Raw genomic sequence first — 18,937 nt, 5'->3', positions numbered from 1 at the left:
CGGCGTCAGAGCCATTCGGGGGCGGCGGCGAAGGCGACCAGGTCCGCCAGGACCGGGACCACGAGCGCCATCGCGATCAGCACGAAGCGGGCCGCGGCACGCGCCGGCCGCAGGGTGAACGCGGTGGCGACCGCCGACCCGAAGGAGAACACCGCGATCCCGGTGAAGATCGCGGCGAACGAACCGCTGCCGGAGCAGGAGACCTCTCCGCAGGAGTCCGGCCCGGCGGAGGTCAGCGCGGCCACGGCCAGGTTGCCCAGCGCGAGCACCCCGCTCAGCAGGATCACCACGGGCAGGGCGAGCACGGCCCCCAGTGACACGTTTCCGGTGCGCTGCTGATTCATCCTCGGCCTCCCCGACACGCGTTCGCGATCAGGTTCATCGTCGCCTTGGCAGGGCCGGCGCGGCAGCGCGCATCTACTCAGTCGGGGCTGCCGCGACTACTCAGGTTTCCCGAGGAGGGCCTGGAGGAGGTCGCGCAGGGATTCCTGCTGGTCCGGCGTGAGCGGCGTCAGCGGCGAGTGGGTGTCCAGCCGTTCGAGTACGTCGGCGCGGGCCCGTACGCCCTCCGGGGTGAGGACGATCTGCTTGGCGCGCCGGTCGCTCGGGTGCGGGCGGCGCTCGACGAGGCCCTGCCGTTCGAGGCGGTCGATGACGAAGGTCGCGTTCGACGCTTCGCAGACCATGCGGTTCGCCAGCTCGCGCGCGGTGATCGGCTCGGAGAGCTCCCGGAGCGCGACGACCTGGGTGGCGGTCATGCCCACGTCGTCGGCGATGTGACGGACGTTGACGTCGAGCCGTTGCGCGAACTTGTGGACGAGCTTGCACACGTCCCGCTCCATCCGCTCGTCCATGCCCCGAGTGTAGCCCATGTGCTTCGAACCATGATATTGCTAGTTCGAATCATCCGAGTTCGAAGTAAATGGAGCGCCTCGTGCCCCTTCCCGTCCTGTCCCTCATGCTGGTGGTGTTCAGCCTGACCACCGGCGAGTTCGTGATCGCGGGCATCCTGCCGGACGTCGCCGGCGACCTGTCGGTGTCGGTCCCCGCGGCCGGACGGCTGGTGACCGCCTACGCGCTCGGCATGATCGTCGGCGGGCCGGTCGTCACCGCGCTCACCGCGCGACTGCCCCGCAGACCGCTGATCATCGGCCTCGTCGCCGTGTCGATCGCGGGCAACCTCGGCTCCGCGGTGGCGCCGAACTACCCCGTGCTGCTCGCGGCGCGCTTCCTCGCGGGGCTGATCGTGGCCACGTTCTTCGCCGTCGCCATCGCCACCGCCGTCTCGATGGCCGCACCGGGCAGGGAGGCGTCCACCATCGCGAAGGTGGCACTGGGGCTGAACCTCGGCATCGTCCTCGGCACCCCGATCGGCACACTGGTCGGCCAGGACCGCGGCTGGCGGGTCACCTTCGCGGCGGTCGCCGCCGTCAGCGCCGTGGCCCTGCTGATGGTGCTGCGCTTCGTCCCCGACGGGGAGGCCGCGACCGGGTCGCTCCGCGGCGAACTGCGCGTGTTCGCGGGCCGGGACGTCCGCCTCGCGATCGTCCTCACCGCCCTCGGCAACGTGGGCGTCGTGACGGTCTTCACCTTCATCGCGCCGCTGCTCACCGAGATCGCCGGCTTCGGCGAGGGCGCCGTCCCGGTGCTGCTGCTCGTGTACGGCGCCGGCGCGGTGGCCGGGAACCTGCTCGGCGGCCGGCTGTCCGACCGTGCCCTGATGCCGTCCCTGATCTGGTTGCTCGCCGCGCTCGCCGCCACCCTGGCGATCTTCTGGGCGGCGGGCGGCAGCAAGCCGCTCGCCGTGGTGCTGACGTTCGCGCTGGGTCTGCTGGCCTTCGCGATCATCCCGGGCATGCAGGCCCGCGTCCTGACCGCGGCGGGCGCGGCGCCGACCCTCGCCGTGGCCGTCAACGCGTCCGGCTACCAGGTCGCCGCCGCGGTCGCCGGCTGGCTGGGCGGGACGCTCATCGCCGGGCCCGGGCTCCGCTCCCTCTACCCGGCCGCCGCTCTCCTCACCGTGGCGGGCCTGGCCACGGCCGTCCACATCCACCGCCGGGACCGCCGCCCCGCCCCGGCGAAGGTCTGACCACGGTGTCAGCGGCGGAGGGCGGTCTCCCGCTCCATATGCGACAGCTTCCGGGGATTGCGGACGGCGTAGAGGCCGGTGATGAGCCCGTCGTCGATGCGCACCGCCATGACGGTGTCGACCTCGCCGTCCACCCGGACGATCAGCGCCGGGCAGCCGTTGACCTGGGCCGGCTGCAGCGACGCCGCGGCGGAGATCCGGCCGAGCACGCGGGCCACGGTTCCGTCCCCCACGACGGGGGCCAGCGCCGCCTGCACGACTCCGCCACCGTCGGTCAGCAGGACGACGTCGGGCGCGAGGATGTCGAGCAGGCGTTGCAGATCGCCCGTTTCGACCGCCCGCTGGAACGCCTCGATGACGCCTCGGGTCTCGTCCGGGGAGACGACCGCGCGCGGCCGGCGCGCGGCGACGTGCGAGCGGGCACGGTGCGCGATCTGGCGGACCGCGGCCGCGCTCTTGCCGACGGCCTCGGCGATCTCGTCGTAGGCCAGGTCGAACACCTCGCGCAGCACGAACACCGCCCGCTCGGTCGGCGTGAGCGTCTCCAGCACCAGCAGCATCGCCATCGAGACGCTTTCGGCCAGCTCCACGTCCTCGGCCACATCAGGCGCGGTCAGCAGCGGTTCGGGCAGCCAGGGCCCGAGGTAGGACTCCTTGCACCGGGCGAGCGTGCGCAGCCGGGTCAGTGCCTGCCGCGTGACGATCCGGACCAGGTAGGCGCGCTGATCCCGCACTGTGCCGAGGTCGACGCTCGCCCACCGCAGCCAGGTCTCCTGCAGGACGTCTTCGGCGTCCGCGGCCGAGCCGAGCATCTCGTAGGCGACGGTGAACAGAAGGTTGCGGTGCGCGACGAACGCCTCCGTGGCGGAATCCATGAGCACAAGACGCCGGTGTCCGCCGCTCTGTGACAGCCGCGTTCGGTGGCGCACGTCACATGACGGCGCCGTCACAGGGATCGGGCCGCCGGCATCTCTTGGTCGTCAGGACGCCGCGCGGACGATCGGCGCGGCACGCCACTCCACCAGCGAGGACGTAGTCATGGAACAACGTTTCGACATGCTCGGCAACGAGCTCGGCACCAGGTTCTCCAAGCGGTTCGCCGCCGCCAGCACGGTGATCGTGCAATCGACGCTGCCGAAGGCCACCCAGGAGCTGGTGCAGCTGCGCGCCAGCCAGATCAACGGCTGCGGATGGTGCGTCGACTTCCACACCAAGGACGCCGCGGCCGCCGGAGAGACCCCGGTCCGGCTCAACCTGGTCGCCGCCTGGCGTGAGTCGACCGTGTTCACCGAGGCGGAGCGGGCCGCACTGGCACTGGCCGAGGAGGGCACCCGGCTCGCCGACGCCGCCCAGGGCGTGTCCGACGAGACCTGGGCCCAGGTGTGCGAGCACTACGACGACGAGCAGATCGCCGCGCTCGTCGCGCTGGTCGCCCAGATCAACGCGGCCAACCGGCTCGGCGTGATCGTCCGTCAGAAGGGGGGTTCGTACGAGCCCGGCGTGTTCGCCGGCCTGTCGAGCTGATCGGCGGGCGACTCGGCGCCCGGGCAGGGGTCGTCCGATCCCGGCCCGGGCTGGGGACCGCCGCATGGCGGCGGTCCCTTCCGGTCATTTCTTGCGGCCGCGCTTGGCCTTCGGGTCGTCCTTCGGGGCGGCGGCGGGGGTCTTGCTCGCGCCCTGGTTCTTGACGGCCTCGATGGCGGCCTTCGCGGCGCCCGGGTCGAGGTACTCGCCGCCGCGCTTGAGCGGGGCGAAGTCGTCGTCGAGCTCGTAGACGAGGGGGATGCCGGTGGGGATGTTGAGGCCGACGATCTGCTCGTCGGAGACGTCGTCGAGGTGCTTGACCAGGGCGCGGAGGGAGTTGCCGTGCGCGGCGACCATGACGGTCTGGCCGGCGGCGAGGTCGGGGACGATCGCGTCGTACCAGTACGGCAGCAGGCGGTCGACGACGTCCGCGAGGCATTCGGTGCGCGGGATCAGTTCGGACGGCAGCTCGGCGTAGCGGAGGTCGTTGACCTGGGACAGGGGGTCGCCGTCCTTGATGGGCGGCGGCGGGGTGTCGTAGGAGCGGCGCCAGGTCATGAACTGCTGCTCGCCGAACTCCTCGCGGGTCTGGGCCTTGTTCTTGCCCTGGAGGGCGCCATAGTGGCGCTCGTTCAGCCGCCAGGAGCGCTTGACGGGGATCCAGAGCAGGTCGGCCACGTCAAGGGCGATGTTGGCGGTGCGGATGGCCCGCTTCAGCAGGGAGGTGTGCACCACGTCGGGGGTGATGTCGGCGTCGAGCAGCAGGTCGCCGCCCTTGGTCGCCTCACTCTCGCCTTTCGCGGACAGGTCGACGTCCACCCAGCCGGTGAACAGCCCTTCCGCGTTCCAGACGCTTTCGCCATGCCGGAGCAATACCAGGGTCGCCATGGCACCAGAGCCTATCGGCCCTCTGGAGGTCACTCGCGGTTGGCCGGGTCCGCGAAGGAGGAGAACGCGCGGAGGTTGGCGAGGCTCTCGCCGCGCTTGACGCGCCAGTCCCATTCTCGCTGGATGGACGACTTGAACCCGCGTTCCAGGGCCTTGTCGAAGTTCTCGTCGGAGTAGGTGAGGACGCAGCCGAGAAGGCGGTCGATCTCGTCCGGCGAGACGGAGTCGAGCGAGACCCTCCCGACGAGGTGGACGTCGCCGACGTCGTCCAGGGCGAAGGCGACCCCGTACATGCGGCCGTTCTTCTCCAGGAGGAAACGGTAGAAGTCCGCGTAGTTCTCGTCGGGGCGGCGGCAGAAGAACGCCTCGACGTGGAGGGAGTGGTCGCCGACGATCAGCCACGTCATCGTGGCGAGCTTGCGCTGCCCCGGGAGCTTGACGAAGAACGCGTCCTCACGCGGCTCGTCGAACTCCAGCTCGGCGGCCTTCAACGTCTCCCTGATCGTCTCGACAACGCTCATGCCGTGACATCCGCGGTCACATTGGGGGCGATCGGAAGGGCCGGGATGGTCATGGCACCGGTATACACGTCGAGGAGGCGGTCGACGGTGGCGTCCCAGCCGAAGCCGTTCGCGTGTCGGACGGCGCCGCGGGCGAGGCGGGCGTGCAGGCCGGGTTCGGCGTGCAGGTGGCGCAGGACGGCGGCGTAGCCGGCGGGGTCGTGACCGGAGATCAGCACACCGGACTCGCCGTCCGCGACCGCCGTGCACAGACCGCCGACGCGGGACGCGACGACGGGGGTTCCGCACGCCTGCGACTCGACGGCGACGAGCCCGAACGACTCGCTGTGGGACGGCACGACGGTGACGTCCGCCGCCCGGTACCAGTCGGCCAGTTCGGCCTGCGGCGCGGGCGGCTCGAAGCGCATGACGTCCGAGATGCCCAGGTGCGCGGCCAGCAGCTGCAGCCCCTCGGGGCGGCACAGCCCGGAGCCGCTGGGCCCGCCGACGACCGCGACGACGAGTTTCGACCGCAGGGAGGGGTCGTCCGCGAGCATCCGCGCGACGGCGCGGAGCAGGACGTCCGGCGCCTTGAGCGGCTGGATGCGGCCGACGAACAGCAGCACGTAGGCGTCCCGGGGCAGGCCGAGGCGGCGGCGGGCGGGACCGGTGCGGTGCGGGAGAAGGCCGGTGCCGCGGGCCAGGAGCGGCGACTCGGGGCGGAACAGCGACAGGTCGACGCCGGGGCTGACGGTCGCGACCCGCGAGGGGTCGGCGTCGTAGAGGCCGACGAGCTCGTGGGCCTCCTCGGCCGTGTTGGCGACGAGCTGGTCGGACGATGCCACGACCTGTTCCTCGCCGAGGACGCGTTCGGCGGGCTCCGGCTTGTCGTCGTCCGCGAGGGCCGCGTTCTTCACCTTCGCCATCGTGTGCATGGAGTGGACGAGCGGGACGCCCCACCGCTGCTTCACCGCCCAGCCGGCCTGACCGGACAGCCAGTAGTGCGTGTGCAGGAGGTCGTAGTGGCCGGGCTCGTGGGACGCCTCGACGCGCAGCACGCCGGACGTGAAGCCGCAGAGGTGCCGCGGCAGCTCGGTCTTGTCGAGTTCCTCGAACGGCCCGGCGACGACGTTGCGGACGAGGACGCCGGGGGCGAGCTCGACGACCGGGGGCAGGGCCCGCGAGGTGGCGCGGGTGAAGATGTCCACCTCGACGCCCCTGGCGGCCAGCCGCTTGGCGACCTCGACGATGTAGACGTTCATGCCGCCCGCGTCGCCGGTACCCGGTTGATCAAGAGGGGAAGTATGAACACTGACCGTCGCAACCCGGTTGATACGACGCGACACCGGACACCACCTCCGGTAGTGCAACCTATCCACCGGGTCGGGTGTTCCCTCAGCAAGGGGGCCAACCGTGACTTCCCGCCATGGTGACCGACCTCACGGGTGAGCGCCGCCGCGGAAGACCTGGGAGGCGCGGAACCTGAGAGGCTGGGCGCATGCGTAAGACCGCGATAGTGACCGGAGCAAGCAGCGGGATCGGGGCGGCCACGGCGAAGCGCCTGGCGGCGGAGGGGTTCAATGTCGTGCTCGCAGCGCGGCGGCGCGACCGGCTCGACGCCCTCGCCAAGGAGATCACCGAGAGCATGCCCGGCGTCGGCAAGGTCGTGGCGGTGACGCTGGACGTGACGTCGCAGGAGTCGGTGGACGAGCTCGCGGCGGCGGTCGGCGGCTGCCACGTCCTGGTCAACAACGCCGGAGGCGCGCTCGGTCTCGACAGCGTCGCGACCGCCGACCTCGCCGACTGGCAGGCGATGTACGACACGAACGTGCTGGGCCTCGTCCGCGTGACGAAGGCGCTCCTGCCGAAGCTGATCGAGAGCGGGGCCGGGCACGTGGTCAACATCACCTCGCTCGCCGCGCACGTCCCATACGAGGGCGGTGGCGGATACAACGCGGCCAAGCACGCCGCCTACGCGGTCAACGACGTGATGCGCCTCGAACTGGTCGCCGAGCCCGTCCGCATCACCGAGGTCGCGCCGGGGCTGGTGAAGACGGAGGAGTTCTCGCTGGTCCGGTTCGGCGGGGACGAGGAGAAGGCCGCCAAGCCGTACGAGGGCGTCCCGGAGCCGCTGGTCGCCGAGGACATCGCGGACTGCGTCGCCTGGGCCGTCACCCGTCCGCCGCACGTCAACATCGACCGGATCGACGTCCAGCCGCGCGTCCAGGCCGCCCCGCACAAGCTTCACCGCGAGTAGGGCGCGACCGCACTCCAGGGAAGCGTCACCTCGCCGAGGCGCCAGCGGTTCCGACCGCCGTACGGAGGTCGCGCCAGGACGGGATGAGTCTGCGCCAACATCGCCACAGCCTCGACCCAGCGCGCGCGTGGACCGAATGCCGAATGGGGGGCGGCGGCAGCCCAGCACCGGTCGAACGCCGTCAGCAGTTCGTGGACGGGTTCGCCTGGCACATTGCGATGGATCAGCGTCTTCGGCAGCCGTTCGGCCAGGGCCGACGGACGTTCGAGCGTGCGCAGATGGGCGGCGAACGTGATCGTCTGTGGCCCGTCCTTGGTCAGGGTCACCCAGACGGCACGCCGCCCGATCTCGTCACATGTGCCCTCCACCAGGACACCGGACGGGGCCAGTCGCTCGCGCAGGTCGTCCCAGGCGCGCCAGGCGGCCTGCTCGTCGTACTGCCGCAGGACGTTGAGCGCCCTGACCAGCACCGGCGGGCGCGGCACCGGCAGCTCGAAGCCGCCCCGCCGGAACGACAGCCCATCGAAACGCCTCCCCGGGGACGCCTCGCGGGACCGATCCTTCAGCGCCGCGAGAACGGCGAGCCCGGCGGCGACCCGCTCGGGCTCGATCTCGATCCCGACGACGTCGAGACGCGGCGAGACGGAGCGGAGCCGGTCGTACAGCTCGACCGTGGTGACCGGGGACGCGCCGTAGCCGAGGTCCACCGCCAGCGGGCGGGCGGCCGAGCGGAGCGCGCGGGTCTGGGTGGCGGCGATCCAGCGGTCGATCCGGCGCAGCCGGTTGGGGGCGGTGGTGCCGCGGGTCACCTCCCCCCGCGGCTTGTGGGCTGGGGGCACGGGGTAATTGTTCCTTGCCACCCTGTATGCCCCGTACGTCATGCCCCGTACGTCAAGGAGCCCCACTGAACGAGATTCGGTAAGTCATCGGTTACGGTGCTGCCGACGCCGTCCCTGAGGAGTGCCGATGCTCGACCTGGCGACCCTGCACGAGGCCATCGCCGCCGCCGTCCCCGACCGCGAGTGCCTGGTGTGGCGTGACCGCCGGATGACCTGGCGCGAGATCGCCGACCGGACGCGGCGGCTGGCGAACGTCCTGCACGCGCACGGGCTCGGCCTGCGGGGCACGGCGTCCGAGCCGTGGGAGTCGCCCCACGACCACCTCGCCCTCTACCTGCACAACGGGCCGGAGTACCTGGAGGGCCTGGTCGGCGCGCACAAGGCGCGGGTCGCGCCGTTCAACGTCAACTACCGGTACGTCGACGACGAGCTCGCTCACCTTTTCGACGACGCCCGCCCGGCCGCCGTGATCTACCACGCGCGCCTGGCGGACGCCATCGCACGCGTGGTGGACCGGCTCGGCGACCGGCCGCTGCTCCTCCAGGTGGCGGACGAGTCGGGCGCCGCCCTCCTGCCCGGCGCGCTCGACTACGAGGACGCCCTCGCCAAGGCGTCCGCCGACCCTCTCCCCGACCGTCCCGACGCCCATGACCTGCACATCCTCTACACCGGCGGGACGACCGGGATGCCGAAGGGCGTGCTGTGGCGGGTCGGCGACCTGATGCTCGGGCCGCTCGGGATGCGGCGCCGCGACGGCGGCCCGCTCACCGATCTCGGCGAGGCGGTCGAGCGGGCCGTCCGGAGCGACGTGCGGGTGCTCGTCGGCCCGCCGCTGATGCACGGCGGGGGCACGTGGTCGGCGCTCGGCGGCTGGTGCGGCGGCGGGTGCGTGGTGTTCCCCCACCGGGTGGACGGCCTGGACGCCGCCGACCTGATGGCCACGGCCGAGCGCGAGCGCGTCACCCGGATGCCGCTGGTCGGGGACGCGTTCGCCCGTCCGATCGTCCAGGCCCTGGAGGCGCGGCCCCACGGCCTGACCTCGCTGCGGACGATCATCAACTCCGCCGCCGGCATCAGCCCCGGCGTGAAGAGGCGGCTCACCGAACTGCTTCCGCACACCCGGATCGTGGACGTCCTGGGCTCCTCCGAGAGCGGGTTCCAGGTCACCCGGCAGGGCCCGGCCGCCCCGGCGTTCGCGATGGCGGCGGGCACGGCCGTGCTCAGCGCCGACCGGTCCCGGCGGCTCGCACCCGGCGAGGACGAGCTGGGCTGGCTGGCCAAGGGCGGCTCGATCCCGCTCGGCTACCTCGGCGACCCGGTGAAGACGGCCGCCACGTTCCTCACGGTGGACGGCGAGCGGCTGGTGGTGGCGGGCGACCGGGCGCGGCTCCTCGCGGACGGCACCGTCGAGGTGCACGGACGCGAGGCCACGACGATCAACACCGGCGGCGAGAAGGTGTTCGCGGAGGAGGTCGAGACCGTCCTGCGCGGGCTGCCGGGCGTCGCGGACGCGCTCGTCGTCGGCCGGCCGAGCGAACGCTGGGGCACCGAGGTCGTCGCGGTGATCGGCCCGGCCGGCGCCCCGCCCGACGACGAGCTCCGCGCGGGCTGCGCCGCCCACCTCGCCGGCTACAAGATCCCGAAGGCGTTCGTCCGGACCGGCACCGGGCTGCGCCTGCCCAACGGCAAGGCCGACTACGCCGCCGCCCGCGCCCTCATCGACTGAACGAAATTCCGTTCTGGACGAACCCCCGGACCACGGGCCATTCTTGCGAAATGCCGGATCTGCACCGTTTGCTCTCCGACCTCGCCGCCGAGGGCGACTCCGTCGACGCCCTGGTCGGGTCGCTGCCCGCCGCGCGCTGGGCGGACCCGACACCGGCCGAGGGCTGGACGATCGCGCACCAGATCGCCCACCTCGCCTGGACCGACGGGCAGGCGATCGTCGCGGCCACCGACGCCGGCGCGTTCGCGAAGCTCGCCGCGGAGGCCCTGGCGAACCCCGCCGGCTACGTCGAGGCCGGCGCCCGCGAAGGCACGGCGGAGGACCCGGCCGCCCTGCTCGGCCGCTGGCGCGACGGACGGCACCGCATGGTGGACGCCCTCGCCGCCGTCCCGCCGGGCACGCGCCTCCCCTGGTTCGGTCCGCCGATGGGCGCCGCGTCCATGGCGACCGCGCGGCTCATGGAGACGTGGGCGCACGGCGAGGACGTCGCCGACGCGCTCGGCGAGCGACGCGAGCCCACGCACCGGCTCCGGCATGTCGCGCACATCGGCGTCCGCACCCGCGACTTCGCGTTCCGCAACCGCGGCCTGGAACCGCCCGGCGAGGAGTTCCGCGTCGTTCTTCAAGGGCCCGGCGGCGAGGAGTGGACCTGGGGCCCGCCGGAGGCCCGCCAGTCCGTCACCGGCACCGCGCTCGACTTCTGCCACGCCGTCACCCAGCGCCGCCATCGCGACGACCTCGCCCTCGTCGCCACCGGCCCGGACGCCGGCCGCTGGCTGCACGTGGCGCAGGCGTTCGCCGGCCCGCCCGGCCCCGGCCGCACCCCGTCCGACGCCTGAGACGTTGGACACTTCGCCGGTCACGGGCGTTCCGGTGGCCGCGGGGTGGACATGGTGTCCGTATGACAGTTCTCATCGCATTCGACGGTTCTGACGACGCGCGGGCGGCGGTGGAGTACGCCGCGCGGCATCTGCGGGCGGAGCCGACCGTGATCATGACGGTGTGGGAGCCGCTGCTGGCGCAGCTCGGCTGGGCGCCGCTCGCCGCCGCCGCGCCGGTCGCGGAGCCCGGCGACAAGTACGAAGAGGAGAAGCAGGCCGAACGGCTCGCCCAGCAGGGGGCCGAGATCGCCGGCGCCGCCGGGCTCACCCAGGTGACGACGCGCGCCGAACGCGGCGGCGGACCCGTGTGGGCCGCGATCGTCGATGTCGCGGACGAGCTGAACGCGTCCGTGATCGTGACCGGCTCACGCGGTCTCGCGGGCGCGCGGTCGGTGATCCTGGGCAGCGTCTCGACCCGCGTCCTGCACCATGCCCACCGCCCGGTCCTGGTGGTCCCGCCACCGAAGCAGGACTGACCGGTGACTGGAGTGGAGCGCCAGCGGAGCGGAAGGCGCCGGTCAGTCCTGCCCCCGCGGGGGTCTGGGGGTCGCCCCCAGAAGGACAGGACTAGGGCAGGCCCACGGCGCGTTCGAAGGCGTCGTAGGCGTCCGCGCTGAACAGGACGAAGCGGGCGTCGACGACCTTGGTCGGGGTGGAGCGGACGGTGCCGACGGCGATGCGGGCGGCGTCGTCCATGGGCCAGCCGTAGATGCCCGCCGACACGGCGGGGAAGGCGATCGATTCGACGCCCAGCTCGTCCGCGACGCGGAGGGACTCGCGGTAGCAGGAGGCGAGCTGGTCGGAGCGGTCCTCGGAGGAGGAGTAGACGGGGCCGACGGTGTGGATGACCCAGTCGGCGGGCAGGCGTCCGGCCGTCGTCGCGATCGCCTGGCCGGTCGGCAGGCCGCCACCGTAGTGCGAGGCGCGGAGCTTGCGGCATTCGTCCAGGATCTCGGGGCCGCCCCTGCGGTGAATCGCCCCGTCCACCCCGCCACCGCCCAGCAACGACGAATTGGCCGCGTTCACGACCGCGCCGACCTCCTGCTCGGTGATGTCGCCCCGGACAAGAGTGATCTTCATCTGCGCCGTTCCTCCGCATCTGCCGAACCTCATCAGAAGAGAAGAATTCTCCCCCGGGGCGGACGCGAAACGCGTTCGGGCGCTTCCCGGCGGTACGCTCATGGCGGACGAGACTACGGGGAGGTATGGCTCGTCCGCTTTCGTCCGGCCGGACGCAGGGGGGTTCCATGCCGAACGCCGGGCGCGACCAGTGCAGACAGACACCACAGCAGACGATTCACAATGGCGTGACAGTCGCGGAGGTACCCCCTTGAAGATTCTCCTCGCCGGAGCGACCGGAGTCGTCGGTCGCCGGCTGATCCCGCTGCTCGTCCAGGCGGGCCATGAGGTCGCAGGGACGACACGCCGACCGGAACGCGCCGGTATGCTGCGCGAGCTCGGCGCGGCGCCGGTCGTCACGGACGTGTTCGACGGCGCCGCGGTGCGCGACGCCGTGGCCGCCGAACGCCCTGACGCGGTGATCCACCAGCTCACGGATCTCAGCGCCGAAGACTTCGAGGCCAACTCGCATCTGCGGATCGAGGGCACCCGGAACCTCGTCGAGGCCGCGAAGGCGGCGGACGTCGAAATCATGATCGCGCAGAGCATCGCGTGGCTGTACGTCCCCGGCGACGCGCCGGCCGTCGAGGCCGACCCGCTCGACTCGCGCCTGCCGCCGTACTCGGGCATCGCGGCGCTGGAGGCCAAGGTCGGCGAGATGCCGCGCGGCGTCGTCCTGCGGTACGGGGCGCTGTACGGGCCGGGCACGTGGTACGCGCCGGACGGCGCGATCGCGCAGCGGGTGCGGGCGGGCAGCCTCCGCCAGGCGCCGTCCTGGACGTCGTTCGTGCACGCGGACGACGCGGCGGCGGCGGCGCTCGCGGCGCTCGACTGGCCCGCCGGGCCCGTGAACATCGTCGACGACGAGCCGGCGACCACGGCGGACTGGCTGCCCGTCTACAGCGCGGCGATCGGTGCCCCGACGCCGGGCAGCGCGGGCAAGCACGCCGCCGCGACGGGCCGTCCGGTCTCCAACGCCAAGGCGCGGAGCCTCGGCTGGAAGCCGCAGGTCGCGTCCTGGCGCACCGGCTTCGCGGAGATGGACGCGTCCGGCGTCACAGACTGACCCCCCAGACTGTGCGATTTCCGGACGGAACGTGACAATCAGCCGCGTTCTGCCGGTCAACCGAACTGGAACGAGCGCTTCGCCAGCCCGAGCCAGTACCCGTCGATGACCGAGCGCCGCTCGGACGGGTCGTCGGCGTCGGCGCCGAGCGCCATGAACAGGGGCGCGAAGTGCTCCGTGCGCGGGTGCGCGATGCGCGCCGCAGGGGCCTTGGCGCGGAAGTCGAGGAGGGCGTCGATGTCGCCGCCCGTCACGGCCCGGTCCGTCCACTCGTCGAACTCCGCCGACCACGCGGGCGGCGCGGCGTCCGGATCCGGCCGCATCTCGCGCAGGTTGTGCGTGGTGAAACCGCTCCCGACGATGAGGACGCCCTTGTCGCGCAGCGGCGCGAGGCTCCGCCCGATCTCGAAGAGCCGTCCCGGTTCCAGGGTGGGCATCGACATCTGCAGCACGGGGACGTCGGCGTCCGGATACATCTCCACGAGCGGGACATAGGCGCCGTGGTCCAGCCCCCGCTCCTCGTCCCGACGCACGCCCGGGATGAGTTTGCGCACGTCGTCAGCCAGTTCCGGGGCGCCGGGCGCGTCATACCGGACGGTGTAGTACCGCTCCGGGAATCCCCAGAAGTCGTACACGAGCGGCACCTGGCGGGTCGCGCCGACGCTGAGCGGCGCCTCCTCCCAGTGCGCCGACACCATGAGGATCGCCTCCGGCTTCGGCAGCCCGGCCGACCAGCGGGCCAGTTCTCGGGTCCACCGCGCGTCGTCGGCCAGCGGCGGGGCGCCGTGGCTGAGGTAGAGCACGGGCATCCGGGCCATGTCATCATCCCCTTTTACTTGAGACTTCAACACTACCCCATATAGTTGAAGCTTCAAGTCTTGAGACTTCAAACGTTTGGGTAGACTGACGGCATGACGGAAACGACGGGGGCGGCGAGCCCGGGGACGCACTGGCTCGACGACGAGGAGCAGGAGACCTGGCGCGCCTTCCTGTGGACGTCCCGCCTGCTCGGCGAGGCCCTCGACCGCCAGCTCCAGCGCGACTCGGGCCTGCCGCACACCTACTACATGATCCTGGCGATGCTGTCGGAGGCGCCGGGCCGCGCCCTGACGATGACCGAGCTCGCCGAGATCGTCTACTCGTCCCCGAGCCGCCTGTCGCACGCCGTCAACCGGCTGGAGGAGGCCGGCTGGGTGAGCCGGTGCAAGCACGACACCGACCGCCGCACCACGATCGCACGGCTGACCGACGCGGGCTTCACCGTCCTCGCCGAGGCCGCCCCCGGCCATGTCGCCGAGGTCAGGCGTCACCTGTTCGACCCGCTGACCCGCGAGCAGATGCTGGAGTTCCGAGAGACGCTCCGCGCCCTCCTGGGCTCCCTGGACCCGAACCAAGAGGCGCCGTGTGCGCGCGGCGAGGGCTAGGGCGCGAACACCACCGCGTGTGACTTCGCCTCGGGGTGGGCGGCGGCGAGGAGACGCATGCCCTCTTCCTCCAGCGCGGTCCGATCCGGTTCGGGGACCGGGTCGAAGGGGTCGATGCGCAGCGTCGCCTCCCCGCGTTTCTTCTCGATCTTCCACATGCCGTGGACGAAGCCGTCCACGAGGAACGTCGCCCGGATGATGCCGTTGACGGTGAAGACGCGTTTGCGGTGCTCCTCGGTGATGATCCGGGCCCGGTCGGCGTGGGACAGCAGCAGGTTGTCGAAGTCCGGGACGAACCGGACCGGCGCCGGCGTATCGGGATCGGGACGCGGCGCCTCCGGAAGGTCGTACAGCGTCCGGCCCTTCTCGTCCTGGAACGTCACGAGCCCGGGCCGGAGCCGCTCGACGACCTCGCCGAGCCGAGTGAGGCCCGACCACTGCTGGACGTCCTGGACGCTCGCCGGCCCGAACGCGCCAAGATAGCGCCGCACCAGGTCGTCCACGGACGGGTCGGGCACCGCGGGCCCCAGCCAGTTCTCCAGCGTCGTGTGCCGGGCGATCCCGGACGCGCCCCAGATGCCGCGCGGCGGGACCTGAACGAGCGGCAGGCGGCATCGGACGGCCCAGGCGAGCATGGCCGCGTCCTCGTCCGGCCACCGTTCGGCGAGCCGGGCCCGCAGCTCCTTGTCGGTGCGCGGCTCGTCCTCCAGCAGGGCACGGGCCCAGGCGGCGACCTCCGCGAGGTCGACGCCGTCGAGTTCGCCCATCCGCGTCTTCAGGTGGTTGTCAAGGATCACTTGGGTGAGCGGCCGAAGCGCAAGAGCGTCGCGGGCGCTGACCAGGTGCAGCGTGCCGCGCATCAGCACGATCCGCAGCACCCGGCGCTCGGTCATCAGCTCCCCGACCTCGTCGAACGCGTGGTCCGCGAGCCTGGTCCACAGCCCGATGTGCGGCGGGTTCGGGGCCTGCGCCTGCATGCCGACCAGATGCTCGATCGCCTCCAGCACGGACATGGAATGCCGTTTCAGGAGCATCTGCCGGGCCAGCAACGCCCGGTTCAACGTCCGCCGGTCAGTCTTCATAGCGTGTCACCAGTTCCTGCCAGGTGGGAGGAGGGCCGGGGAGCTCCTGCTCGCCCGTCAGGTGCAGGGCGTCCAGCATCAAGGCCAGGTAGCGGTGCTGCAGCCGGTTCATGCGCTCGTCGTCGCCGATCCGGATGCCGTGCAGGTACTCAAGGATCACCGAGATGTCGCCGACCTCGATCTCGGGACGCAGCGCGCCCGCCTCCTGGGTGCGTTCCAGCAGGCGCGTCGTCGCGAGGTGGATCTCGCGGCCCTTGCGGCTCATGTCCTCGGTGACCTCGAACGTGCCCGCCAGGCGCATGGTGAGAGAGCCGGCGCCGATGTCCAGGCAGCGGCGCATGAACGCGGCGAACGCCTCCCAGGCGTCGCCGTCGTCGTCCAAGGCCCGCTCCACCTCGGCGAGATAGCGGTCCATCCCATCGTCGGCGAGCTTCTGGAGCAGGTCCTCCTTGCTTTTGTAACGGCGGTAGAGGGCACTGATCCCCACCCCGGCGTGCTCGGCCACCGCGGAGATCGGCGCGCCCGGATCGGCGGTGAACACCGCGCGGGCCGCCTCCCGGATGAGCTCGTCGTTGCGTGCCGCTTGCGCCTTGCGCCCGCTCATGGGCGCCCGTGCCGTCGTCTCCATGCGCCCATAGTAAGGGAACGAAGAATTCCGTTCTACATTGTCGGACGGATTTCGGCGGGTTCGAACAGGCGCAGGCGGTGCGCGAGCGCCGCCGCCTCCGTCCGGGACGAGGCGTGCAGCTTCGCCAGGATGTTGGACACGTGGACACCGGCCGTCCGGGTGGAGATGAACAGCGTCTCCCCGATCTGCCGGTTGCTGCGGCCTTCCGCCACCAGGCGCAGGACCTCGGTCTCACGCGGCGTCAGCCCCAGCCGGTCGCCCGGCCGCGGGTCCTGCCGCTCCGTTTCCGGCTCGTCCAGGCTGACGCGGGCCCGTACGGCGAGCAACTCGACCTCCCTGACCAGCGGCTTCGCACCCAGCCGGGACGCGATGCCGGCCGCCTCACGGCACAGCGCCGGATCGGCGGACGCCTCGGCCGCGTGCCGCAGTGCACGGGCCAGCGAGTGGGGGCGGTCCAGCACGCGCCAGGCCGCCACCGCGTCGTCCCATGGCGCGTCACCGGCCTCGGCGAGGAAGGTCCACCGCTGGGCGGCCTGGACGGGGCCGACCACCGGCAGGCGTCCGGCCAGCTCGCGCAGGGCGGCCAGGCGAGCTGCGGCGGCCTTCACCTCGTCCGGATCGCCCAGTGCCCGCGCGGTTCGCTCCCGCGTCAGCCGGGCGCCCGTCACCAGCACGGGCCACGCATGGCGCGGGAGGCCGGCAAGGCCCGGTCCGGCGAGGACGCGGCCGAGGATCTCGTCGGCGCGCGACAGGTCGTCCTGCGCGAGGGCCACCTGGCAGCGCAGGTCGTGGAGCGGCAGGCGGAACACGGGGCCCCAGCTCGACGGACTCATGATCGAGTCCGCCTCGTCCGCCGCCGCGGCCGCGGCCGCCGTGTCGCCTTCCGCGAGAGCGATCAGCCCCAGTTTGGTGTGGGCGAGCGCGCGGAAAAGCGGCGGCGGGTCCAGCGCGAGGGTGTCGCGCAGCAGGTCGGTGGCCTCCGGCCAGCGGCCGAGGGCGAACAGCGGTTCGGCCAGCTTCGTCGCGAGCCCGGCGCCCTGGTCGCGGGCCAGCCCGGCACGGCGGGCGATCTCCAGGCCGCGGCGTCCGCATCCGGCGGCCTCCTCGTCCAGCCCGAGGCCGTGCAGCGCCTCCGCCTCGGCCATCGCCGCGATGACCAGCGGGACGGCCGGTTCCCCGGCGGCCCGGGTGATCTCGCGCGCCGCCGCGAACGCCGCACGTGCCGCGTCCAGATCCCCGCCGAGCCCGTGGACGGAGCCGAGCGTGAGCATCGCCGATGCCTGGACGCGGGCGTCGGACGCGGTCGCGCGCGCCTCGGCGGCCTTCTCGGCCGCCTCCGCCGTGTGCGACAGCAGAAGAAGCCGGTTGGCGAGCGTGGCCAGCAGCCGCCCGCGGCCGGGCGTCCCGTCCGGGAGCAGCTCGACGCCGGCGCGGAGGTCGACGATGCCGTCGTCGCCGAGGCGGTGGCGCAGCATGCCGCGCAGTTCGAGGAGGGCCGCGGCCCGTTCCGGCGCGGGGCCGAGGCCGAGCGCCTCGGTCGCCAGCTCGGCGCCGCGTGCGGCCTCGCCCGCCGACAGGCACGCTTCGACGGCGTGGTGCAGGACGTCCACGCGGTCGGTGCCGAGCAGGCGTTCGGGGTCCTCGATGCCGTCCCACTGACGGAGGAGGCGGGTCAGGATCCGCAGCCGTTCCGGATGGGCGTGCACGGACCGGGCCGCCAGCGCGGCCCGCCACAGTGCCTCGAACGCCCGCTCCCGCTCGCCCGCCCGGCACCAGTGCGCCGCCTCCTCGGCCGCGGCCCGCCCGTCCGGGACGAGCCCGGGATCGTCGCACAGCGCGGCACCCGACCGCGCGTGCAGGCGGGCCCGCGCGCCCGGCAGCACGTCCTCGTAGATCGCCTGGCGGAGCAGCGCGTGCCGGAACGCGTAGCCTCGCTCGGCCGTCCGCAGCAGCCCGCGTTCCACGGCCGGACGCAGTGCCGCCTCCAGCGCCGGATCGTCCAGGCCGCTCACCGAGGCCAGGAGCCCGTGCGCCGGCCCTCCGCCGCACGTGGACACCACGGACGCCGCGCGCAGCACGTCGCGGGAGTAGTCCGGCAGGGCGCGGAAGCCGGCCAGGAGCAGGTCGCGCAGCCGGACGGGCGTGCCGCCGCGCGTGCCCGCGTCCGCGAGGGCCTCCACGAACAGCGGGTTTCCCTCGCTGCGCCGGCGGATCTCCGCCGCATCGCCCGGTTCCGGGACCCGGCCGAGCCGGTGCGCGATCAGGACGCCGACCTCCGCGCAGGTCAGCGGGGCAGGTTCGAGGCTCTCGACACGCGGGGAGCGCACCAGTCCGGCGAGCACCGGACGCAGCGGATGCCGCTCGCCGAGATCGGTCGACCGGTAGGTGCCGAGCACCAGCACACCCGGTCTGGACAGGTTGTGGACGAGGAAGACCAGAAGCTCGCGGCTGGAAGGGTCGGCCCATTGCAGGTCTTCGAGGACGAGCACCAACGGGTGCTCAGTGGTGGCCGCCTCCAGCAACGTGAGGACGTCCTCGAACAACCGGGCCCGCCCATGCATCGGGTCTGGGACGTTGTCAGGGATACCTAGGACCGGCAACCACTGCGCCAGGCCATGCCGTCCCCGCCCGGGGAGAAGCCCTGCCGCGCGCTCAGCGCCCAGTTCGCGGACGAGGGCGCGCATGGCGGCCGTGAACGGCGCATACGCGAGGCCATCGGCGCCGACCTCCAGGCAGTCGCCCTGGACCACACGCGTCCCGGACGGGAGCCGGGCCGCGAACTCCGCGACCAGTCGGCTCTTCCCGATTCCGGCCTCGCCGCCGATCAGGACCGTCACCGGCTCGGTACCGCACGCCCGCGCATACGCCTCCGACAGCCTGCCCAGTTCGGCCGTGCGCGCGACGAACACCGGAC

20 protein-coding genes are annotated in these 18,937 nt (G+C 72.6%); 8 read left to right on the top strand and 12 right to left on the bottom strand.

All coding sequences use genetic code 11. The features are described 5' to 3' along the window. Positions 1 to 5 precede the first annotated feature (5 nt). A complete protein-coding gene (locus tag ACQPXG_RS06465; protein ID WP_433466695.1) occupies positions 6 to 344 on the bottom strand; it encodes a hypothetical protein in 339 nt (112 codons plus the stop codon). A 96-nt stretch (positions 345 to 440) separates the two neighbouring features. After that, the gene (locus tag ACQPXG_RS06460; protein ID WP_433466694.1) at positions 441 to 854 is read right to left on the bottom strand and encodes a MarR family winged helix-turn-helix transcriptional regulator; all 414 of its coding nucleotides are present in this window, start codon (positions 852 to 854) and stop codon (positions 441 to 443) included. Between the two features lie 80 nt (positions 855 to 934). On the opposite strand from ACQPXG_RS06460, the gene ACQPXG_RS06455 reads away from it, so the two are divergent. After that, on the top strand, positions 935 to 2,089 hold the full coding sequence (locus tag ACQPXG_RS06455; RefSeq protein WP_433466693.1) for an MFS transporter: 1,155 nt from the start codon (positions 935 to 937) through the stop codon (positions 2,087 to 2,089). Positions 2,090 to 2,097: 8 nt separating this feature from the next. On the opposite strand, the gene ACQPXG_RS06450 is transcribed toward ACQPXG_RS06455, so the two are convergent. Continuing rightward, a complete protein-coding gene (locus ACQPXG_RS06450) occupies positions 2,098 to 2,964 on the bottom strand; it encodes an RNA polymerase sigma-70 factor (protein ID WP_433466692.1) in 867 nt (288 codons plus the stop codon). 163 nt (positions 2,965 to 3,127) lie between these two features. On the opposite strand from ACQPXG_RS06450, the gene ACQPXG_RS06445 reads away from it, so the two are divergent. Then, positions 3,128 to 3,613 carry a carboxymuconolactone decarboxylase family protein gene (locus ACQPXG_RS06445; protein WP_433466691.1) on the top strand — a complete coding sequence of 162 codons (486 nt, stop codon included), beginning with the start codon at positions 3,128 to 3,130 and terminating at the stop codon, positions 3,611 to 3,613. 84 nt (positions 3,614 to 3,697) lie between these two features. Here the strand turns inward: ACQPXG_RS06445 and ACQPXG_RS06440 are convergent, their stop codons facing one another. Genes ACQPXG_RS06440 through mshA form a run of 3 tightly spaced genes read right to left on the bottom strand, consistent with a single transcriptional unit; the run spans position 3,698 to position 6,347 of the window. Beyond that, positions 3,698 to 4,501 carry a phosphoglyceromutase gene (locus ACQPXG_RS06440; RefSeq protein WP_433466690.1) on the bottom strand — a complete coding sequence of 268 codons (804 nt, stop codon included), beginning with the start codon at positions 4,499 to 4,501 and terminating at the stop codon, positions 3,698 to 3,700. 29 nt (positions 4,502 to 4,530) lie between these two features. After that, on the bottom strand, positions 4,531 to 5,022 hold the full coding sequence (locus tag ACQPXG_RS06435; RefSeq protein WP_433466689.1) for a YbjN domain-containing protein: 492 nt from the start codon (positions 5,020 to 5,022) through the stop codon (positions 4,531 to 4,533). After that, on the bottom strand, positions 5,019 to 6,347 hold the full coding sequence (gene mshA / locus ACQPXG_RS06430; protein WP_433466688.1) for a D-inositol-3-phosphate glycosyltransferase: 1,329 nt from the start codon (positions 6,345 to 6,347) through the stop codon (positions 5,019 to 5,021). Before mshA ends, ACQPXG_RS06435 begins: the two co-directional genes overlap by 4 nt. A gap of 152 nt (positions 6,348 to 6,499) precedes the next feature. On the opposite strand from mshA, the gene ACQPXG_RS06425 reads away from it, so the two are divergent. After that, positions 6,500 to 7,258: an SDR family NAD(P)-dependent oxidoreductase gene (locus ACQPXG_RS06425; protein ID WP_433466687.1), complete on the top strand. Its 759-nt coding sequence runs from the start codon at positions 6,500 to 6,502 to the stop codon at positions 7,256 to 7,258. Here ACQPXG_RS06425 and ACQPXG_RS06420 read toward each other — a convergent pair. Continuing rightward, positions 7,246 to 8,097, bottom strand: a complete 852-nt coding sequence (locus ACQPXG_RS06420) for a class I SAM-dependent methyltransferase (protein WP_433466686.1) — start codon at positions 8,095 to 8,097, stop codon at positions 7,246 to 7,248. The genes ACQPXG_RS06425 and ACQPXG_RS06420 overlap by 13 nt on opposite strands. A 127-nt stretch (positions 8,098 to 8,224) precedes the next feature. Between ACQPXG_RS06420 and ACQPXG_RS06415 the strand changes: the two genes are divergently transcribed. The 3 genes from ACQPXG_RS06415 to ACQPXG_RS06405 all read left to right on the top strand — a co-directional run bounded on the left by ACQPXG_RS06415 (position 8,225) and on the right by ACQPXG_RS06405 (position 11,180). Next, positions 8,225 to 9,823, top strand: coding sequence for an AMP-binding protein (locus tag ACQPXG_RS06415; protein WP_433466685.1), 1,599 nt, complete (start codon positions 8,225 to 8,227; stop codon positions 9,821 to 9,823). A gap of 50 nt (positions 9,824 to 9,873) precedes the next feature. Continuing rightward, a complete protein-coding gene (locus ACQPXG_RS06410) occupies positions 9,874 to 10,662 on the top strand; it encodes a TIGR03084 family metal-binding protein (protein WP_433466684.1) in 789 nt (262 codons plus the stop codon). A 62-nt stretch (positions 10,663 to 10,724) separates the two neighbouring features. Continuing rightward, positions 10,725 to 11,180, top strand: a complete 456-nt coding sequence (locus ACQPXG_RS06405) for a universal stress protein (RefSeq protein ID WP_433466683.1) — start codon at positions 10,725 to 10,727, stop codon at positions 11,178 to 11,180. Positions 11,181 to 11,271: 91 nt separating this feature from the next. Here the strand turns inward: ACQPXG_RS06405 and ACQPXG_RS06400 are convergent, their stop codons facing one another. Beyond that, on the bottom strand, positions 11,272 to 11,784 hold the full coding sequence (locus ACQPXG_RS06400; RefSeq protein WP_433466682.1) for an O-acetyl-ADP-ribose deacetylase: 513 nt from the start codon (positions 11,782 to 11,784) through the stop codon (positions 11,272 to 11,274). Between the two features lie 250 nt (positions 11,785 to 12,034). Between ACQPXG_RS06400 and ACQPXG_RS06395 the strand changes: the two genes are divergently transcribed. Then, positions 12,035 to 12,889: an NAD-dependent epimerase/dehydratase family protein gene (locus ACQPXG_RS06395; RefSeq protein ID WP_433466681.1), complete on the top strand. Its 855-nt coding sequence runs from the start codon at positions 12,035 to 12,037 to the stop codon at positions 12,887 to 12,889. Between the two features lie 56 nt (positions 12,890 to 12,945). On the opposite strand, the gene ACQPXG_RS06390 is transcribed toward ACQPXG_RS06395, so the two are convergent. Next, a complete protein-coding gene (locus ACQPXG_RS06390) occupies positions 12,946 to 13,707 on the bottom strand; it encodes a dioxygenase family protein (protein WP_433466680.1) in 762 nt (253 codons plus the stop codon). Between the two features lie 93 nt (positions 13,708 to 13,800). On the opposite strand from ACQPXG_RS06390, the gene ACQPXG_RS06385 reads away from it, so the two are divergent. Further along, positions 13,801 to 14,313 carry a MarR family winged helix-turn-helix transcriptional regulator gene (locus ACQPXG_RS06385; protein WP_433466679.1) on the top strand — a complete coding sequence of 171 codons (513 nt, stop codon included), beginning with the start codon at positions 13,801 to 13,803 and terminating at the stop codon, positions 14,311 to 14,313. Here ACQPXG_RS06385 and ACQPXG_RS06380 read toward each other — a convergent pair. From ACQPXG_RS06380 to ACQPXG_RS06370, 3 genes are read right to left on the bottom strand one after another with little or no spacing between them, the layout of a single operon-like run. Further along, complete coding sequence (locus ACQPXG_RS06380) at positions 14,310 to 15,395, bottom strand: winged helix DNA-binding domain-containing protein (protein ID WP_433466678.1); 1,086 nt, start codon at positions 15,393 to 15,395, stop codon at positions 14,310 to 14,312. The genes ACQPXG_RS06385 and ACQPXG_RS06380 overlap by 4 nt on opposite strands. After that, entirely contained in the window at positions 15,385 to 16,023 is a 639-nt protein-coding gene (locus tag ACQPXG_RS06375; RefSeq protein WP_433466677.1) for a TetR/AcrR family transcriptional regulator, read from the bottom strand. Before ACQPXG_RS06375 ends, ACQPXG_RS06380 begins: the two co-directional genes overlap by 11 nt. A 32-nt stretch (positions 16,024 to 16,055) precedes the next feature. Beyond that, positions 16,056 to 18,932: an ATP-binding protein gene (locus ACQPXG_RS06370; protein WP_433466676.1), complete on the bottom strand. Its 2,877-nt coding sequence runs from the start codon at positions 18,930 to 18,932 to the stop codon at positions 16,056 to 16,058. Between the last annotated feature and the right edge of the window lie 5 nt (positions 18,933 to 18,937).

Source organism: Spirillospora sp. CA-128828, assembly GCF_050945415.1.
In the GTDB taxonomy this organism is placed as follows: domain Bacteria; phylum Actinomycetota; class Actinomycetes; order Streptosporangiales; family Streptosporangiaceae; genus Spirillospora.
Note: the sequence above shows the minus strand (reverse complement) of the source record. Positions and strands in the feature narration are given on the sequence as shown.

What these genes read in the sequence shown, in the direction of transcription:
- ACQPXG_RS06375 (WP_433466677.1), bottom strand. Translation starts at nt 16,023, where the DNA reads ATGGAGACGACGGCACGGGCGCCCATGAGCGGGCGCAAGGCGCAAGCG.
- ACQPXG_RS06400 (WP_433466682.1), bottom strand. Translation starts at nt 11,784, where the DNA reads ATGAAGATCACTCTTGTCCGGGGCGACATCACCGAGCAGGAGGTCGGC.
- ACQPXG_RS06465 (WP_433466695.1), bottom strand. Translation starts at nt 344, where the DNA reads ATGAATCAGCAGCGCACCGGAAACGTGTCACTGGGGGCCGTGCTCGCC.
- ACQPXG_RS06385 (WP_433466679.1), top strand. Translation starts at nt 13,801, where the DNA reads ATGACGGAAACGACGGGGGCGGCGAGCCCGGGGACGCACTGGCTCGAC.
- ACQPXG_RS06460 (WP_433466694.1), bottom strand. Translation starts at nt 854, where the DNA reads ATGGACGAGCGGATGGAGCGGGACGTGTGCAAGCTCGTCCACAAGTTC.
- ACQPXG_RS06415 (WP_433466685.1), top strand. Translation starts at nt 8,225, where the DNA reads ATGCTCGACCTGGCGACCCTGCACGAGGCCATCGCCGCCGCCGTCCCC.
- ACQPXG_RS06435 (WP_433466689.1), bottom strand. Translation starts at nt 5,022, where the DNA reads ATGAGCGTTGTCGAGACGATCAGGGAGACGTTGAAGGCCGCCGAGCTG.
- ACQPXG_RS06445 (WP_433466691.1), top strand. Translation starts at nt 3,128, where the DNA reads ATGGAACAACGTTTCGACATGCTCGGCAACGAGCTCGGCACCAGGTTC.
- ACQPXG_RS06410 (WP_433466684.1), top strand. Translation starts at nt 9,874, where the DNA reads ATGCCGGATCTGCACCGTTTGCTCTCCGACCTCGCCGCCGAGGGCGAC.
- ACQPXG_RS06380 (WP_433466678.1), bottom strand. Translation starts at nt 15,395, where the DNA reads ATGAAGACTGACCGGCGGACGTTGAACCGGGCGTTGCTGGCCCGGCAG.
- ACQPXG_RS06450 (WP_433466692.1), bottom strand. Translation starts at nt 2,964, where the DNA reads ATGGATTCCGCCACGGAGGCGTTCGTCGCGCACCGCAACCTTCTGTTC.
- ACQPXG_RS06390 (WP_433466680.1), bottom strand. Translation starts at nt 13,707, where the DNA reads ATGGCCCGGATGCCCGTGCTCTACCTCAGCCACGGCGCCCCGCCGCTG.
- ACQPXG_RS06425 (WP_433466687.1), top strand. Translation starts at nt 6,500, where the DNA reads ATGCGTAAGACCGCGATAGTGACCGGAGCAAGCAGCGGGATCGGGGCG.
- ACQPXG_RS06440 (WP_433466690.1), bottom strand. Translation starts at nt 4,501, where the DNA reads ATGGCGACCCTGGTATTGCTCCGGCATGGCGAAAGCGTCTGGAACGCG.
- ACQPXG_RS06405 (WP_433466683.1), top strand. Translation starts at nt 10,725, where the DNA reads ATGACAGTTCTCATCGCATTCGACGGTTCTGACGACGCGCGGGCGGCG.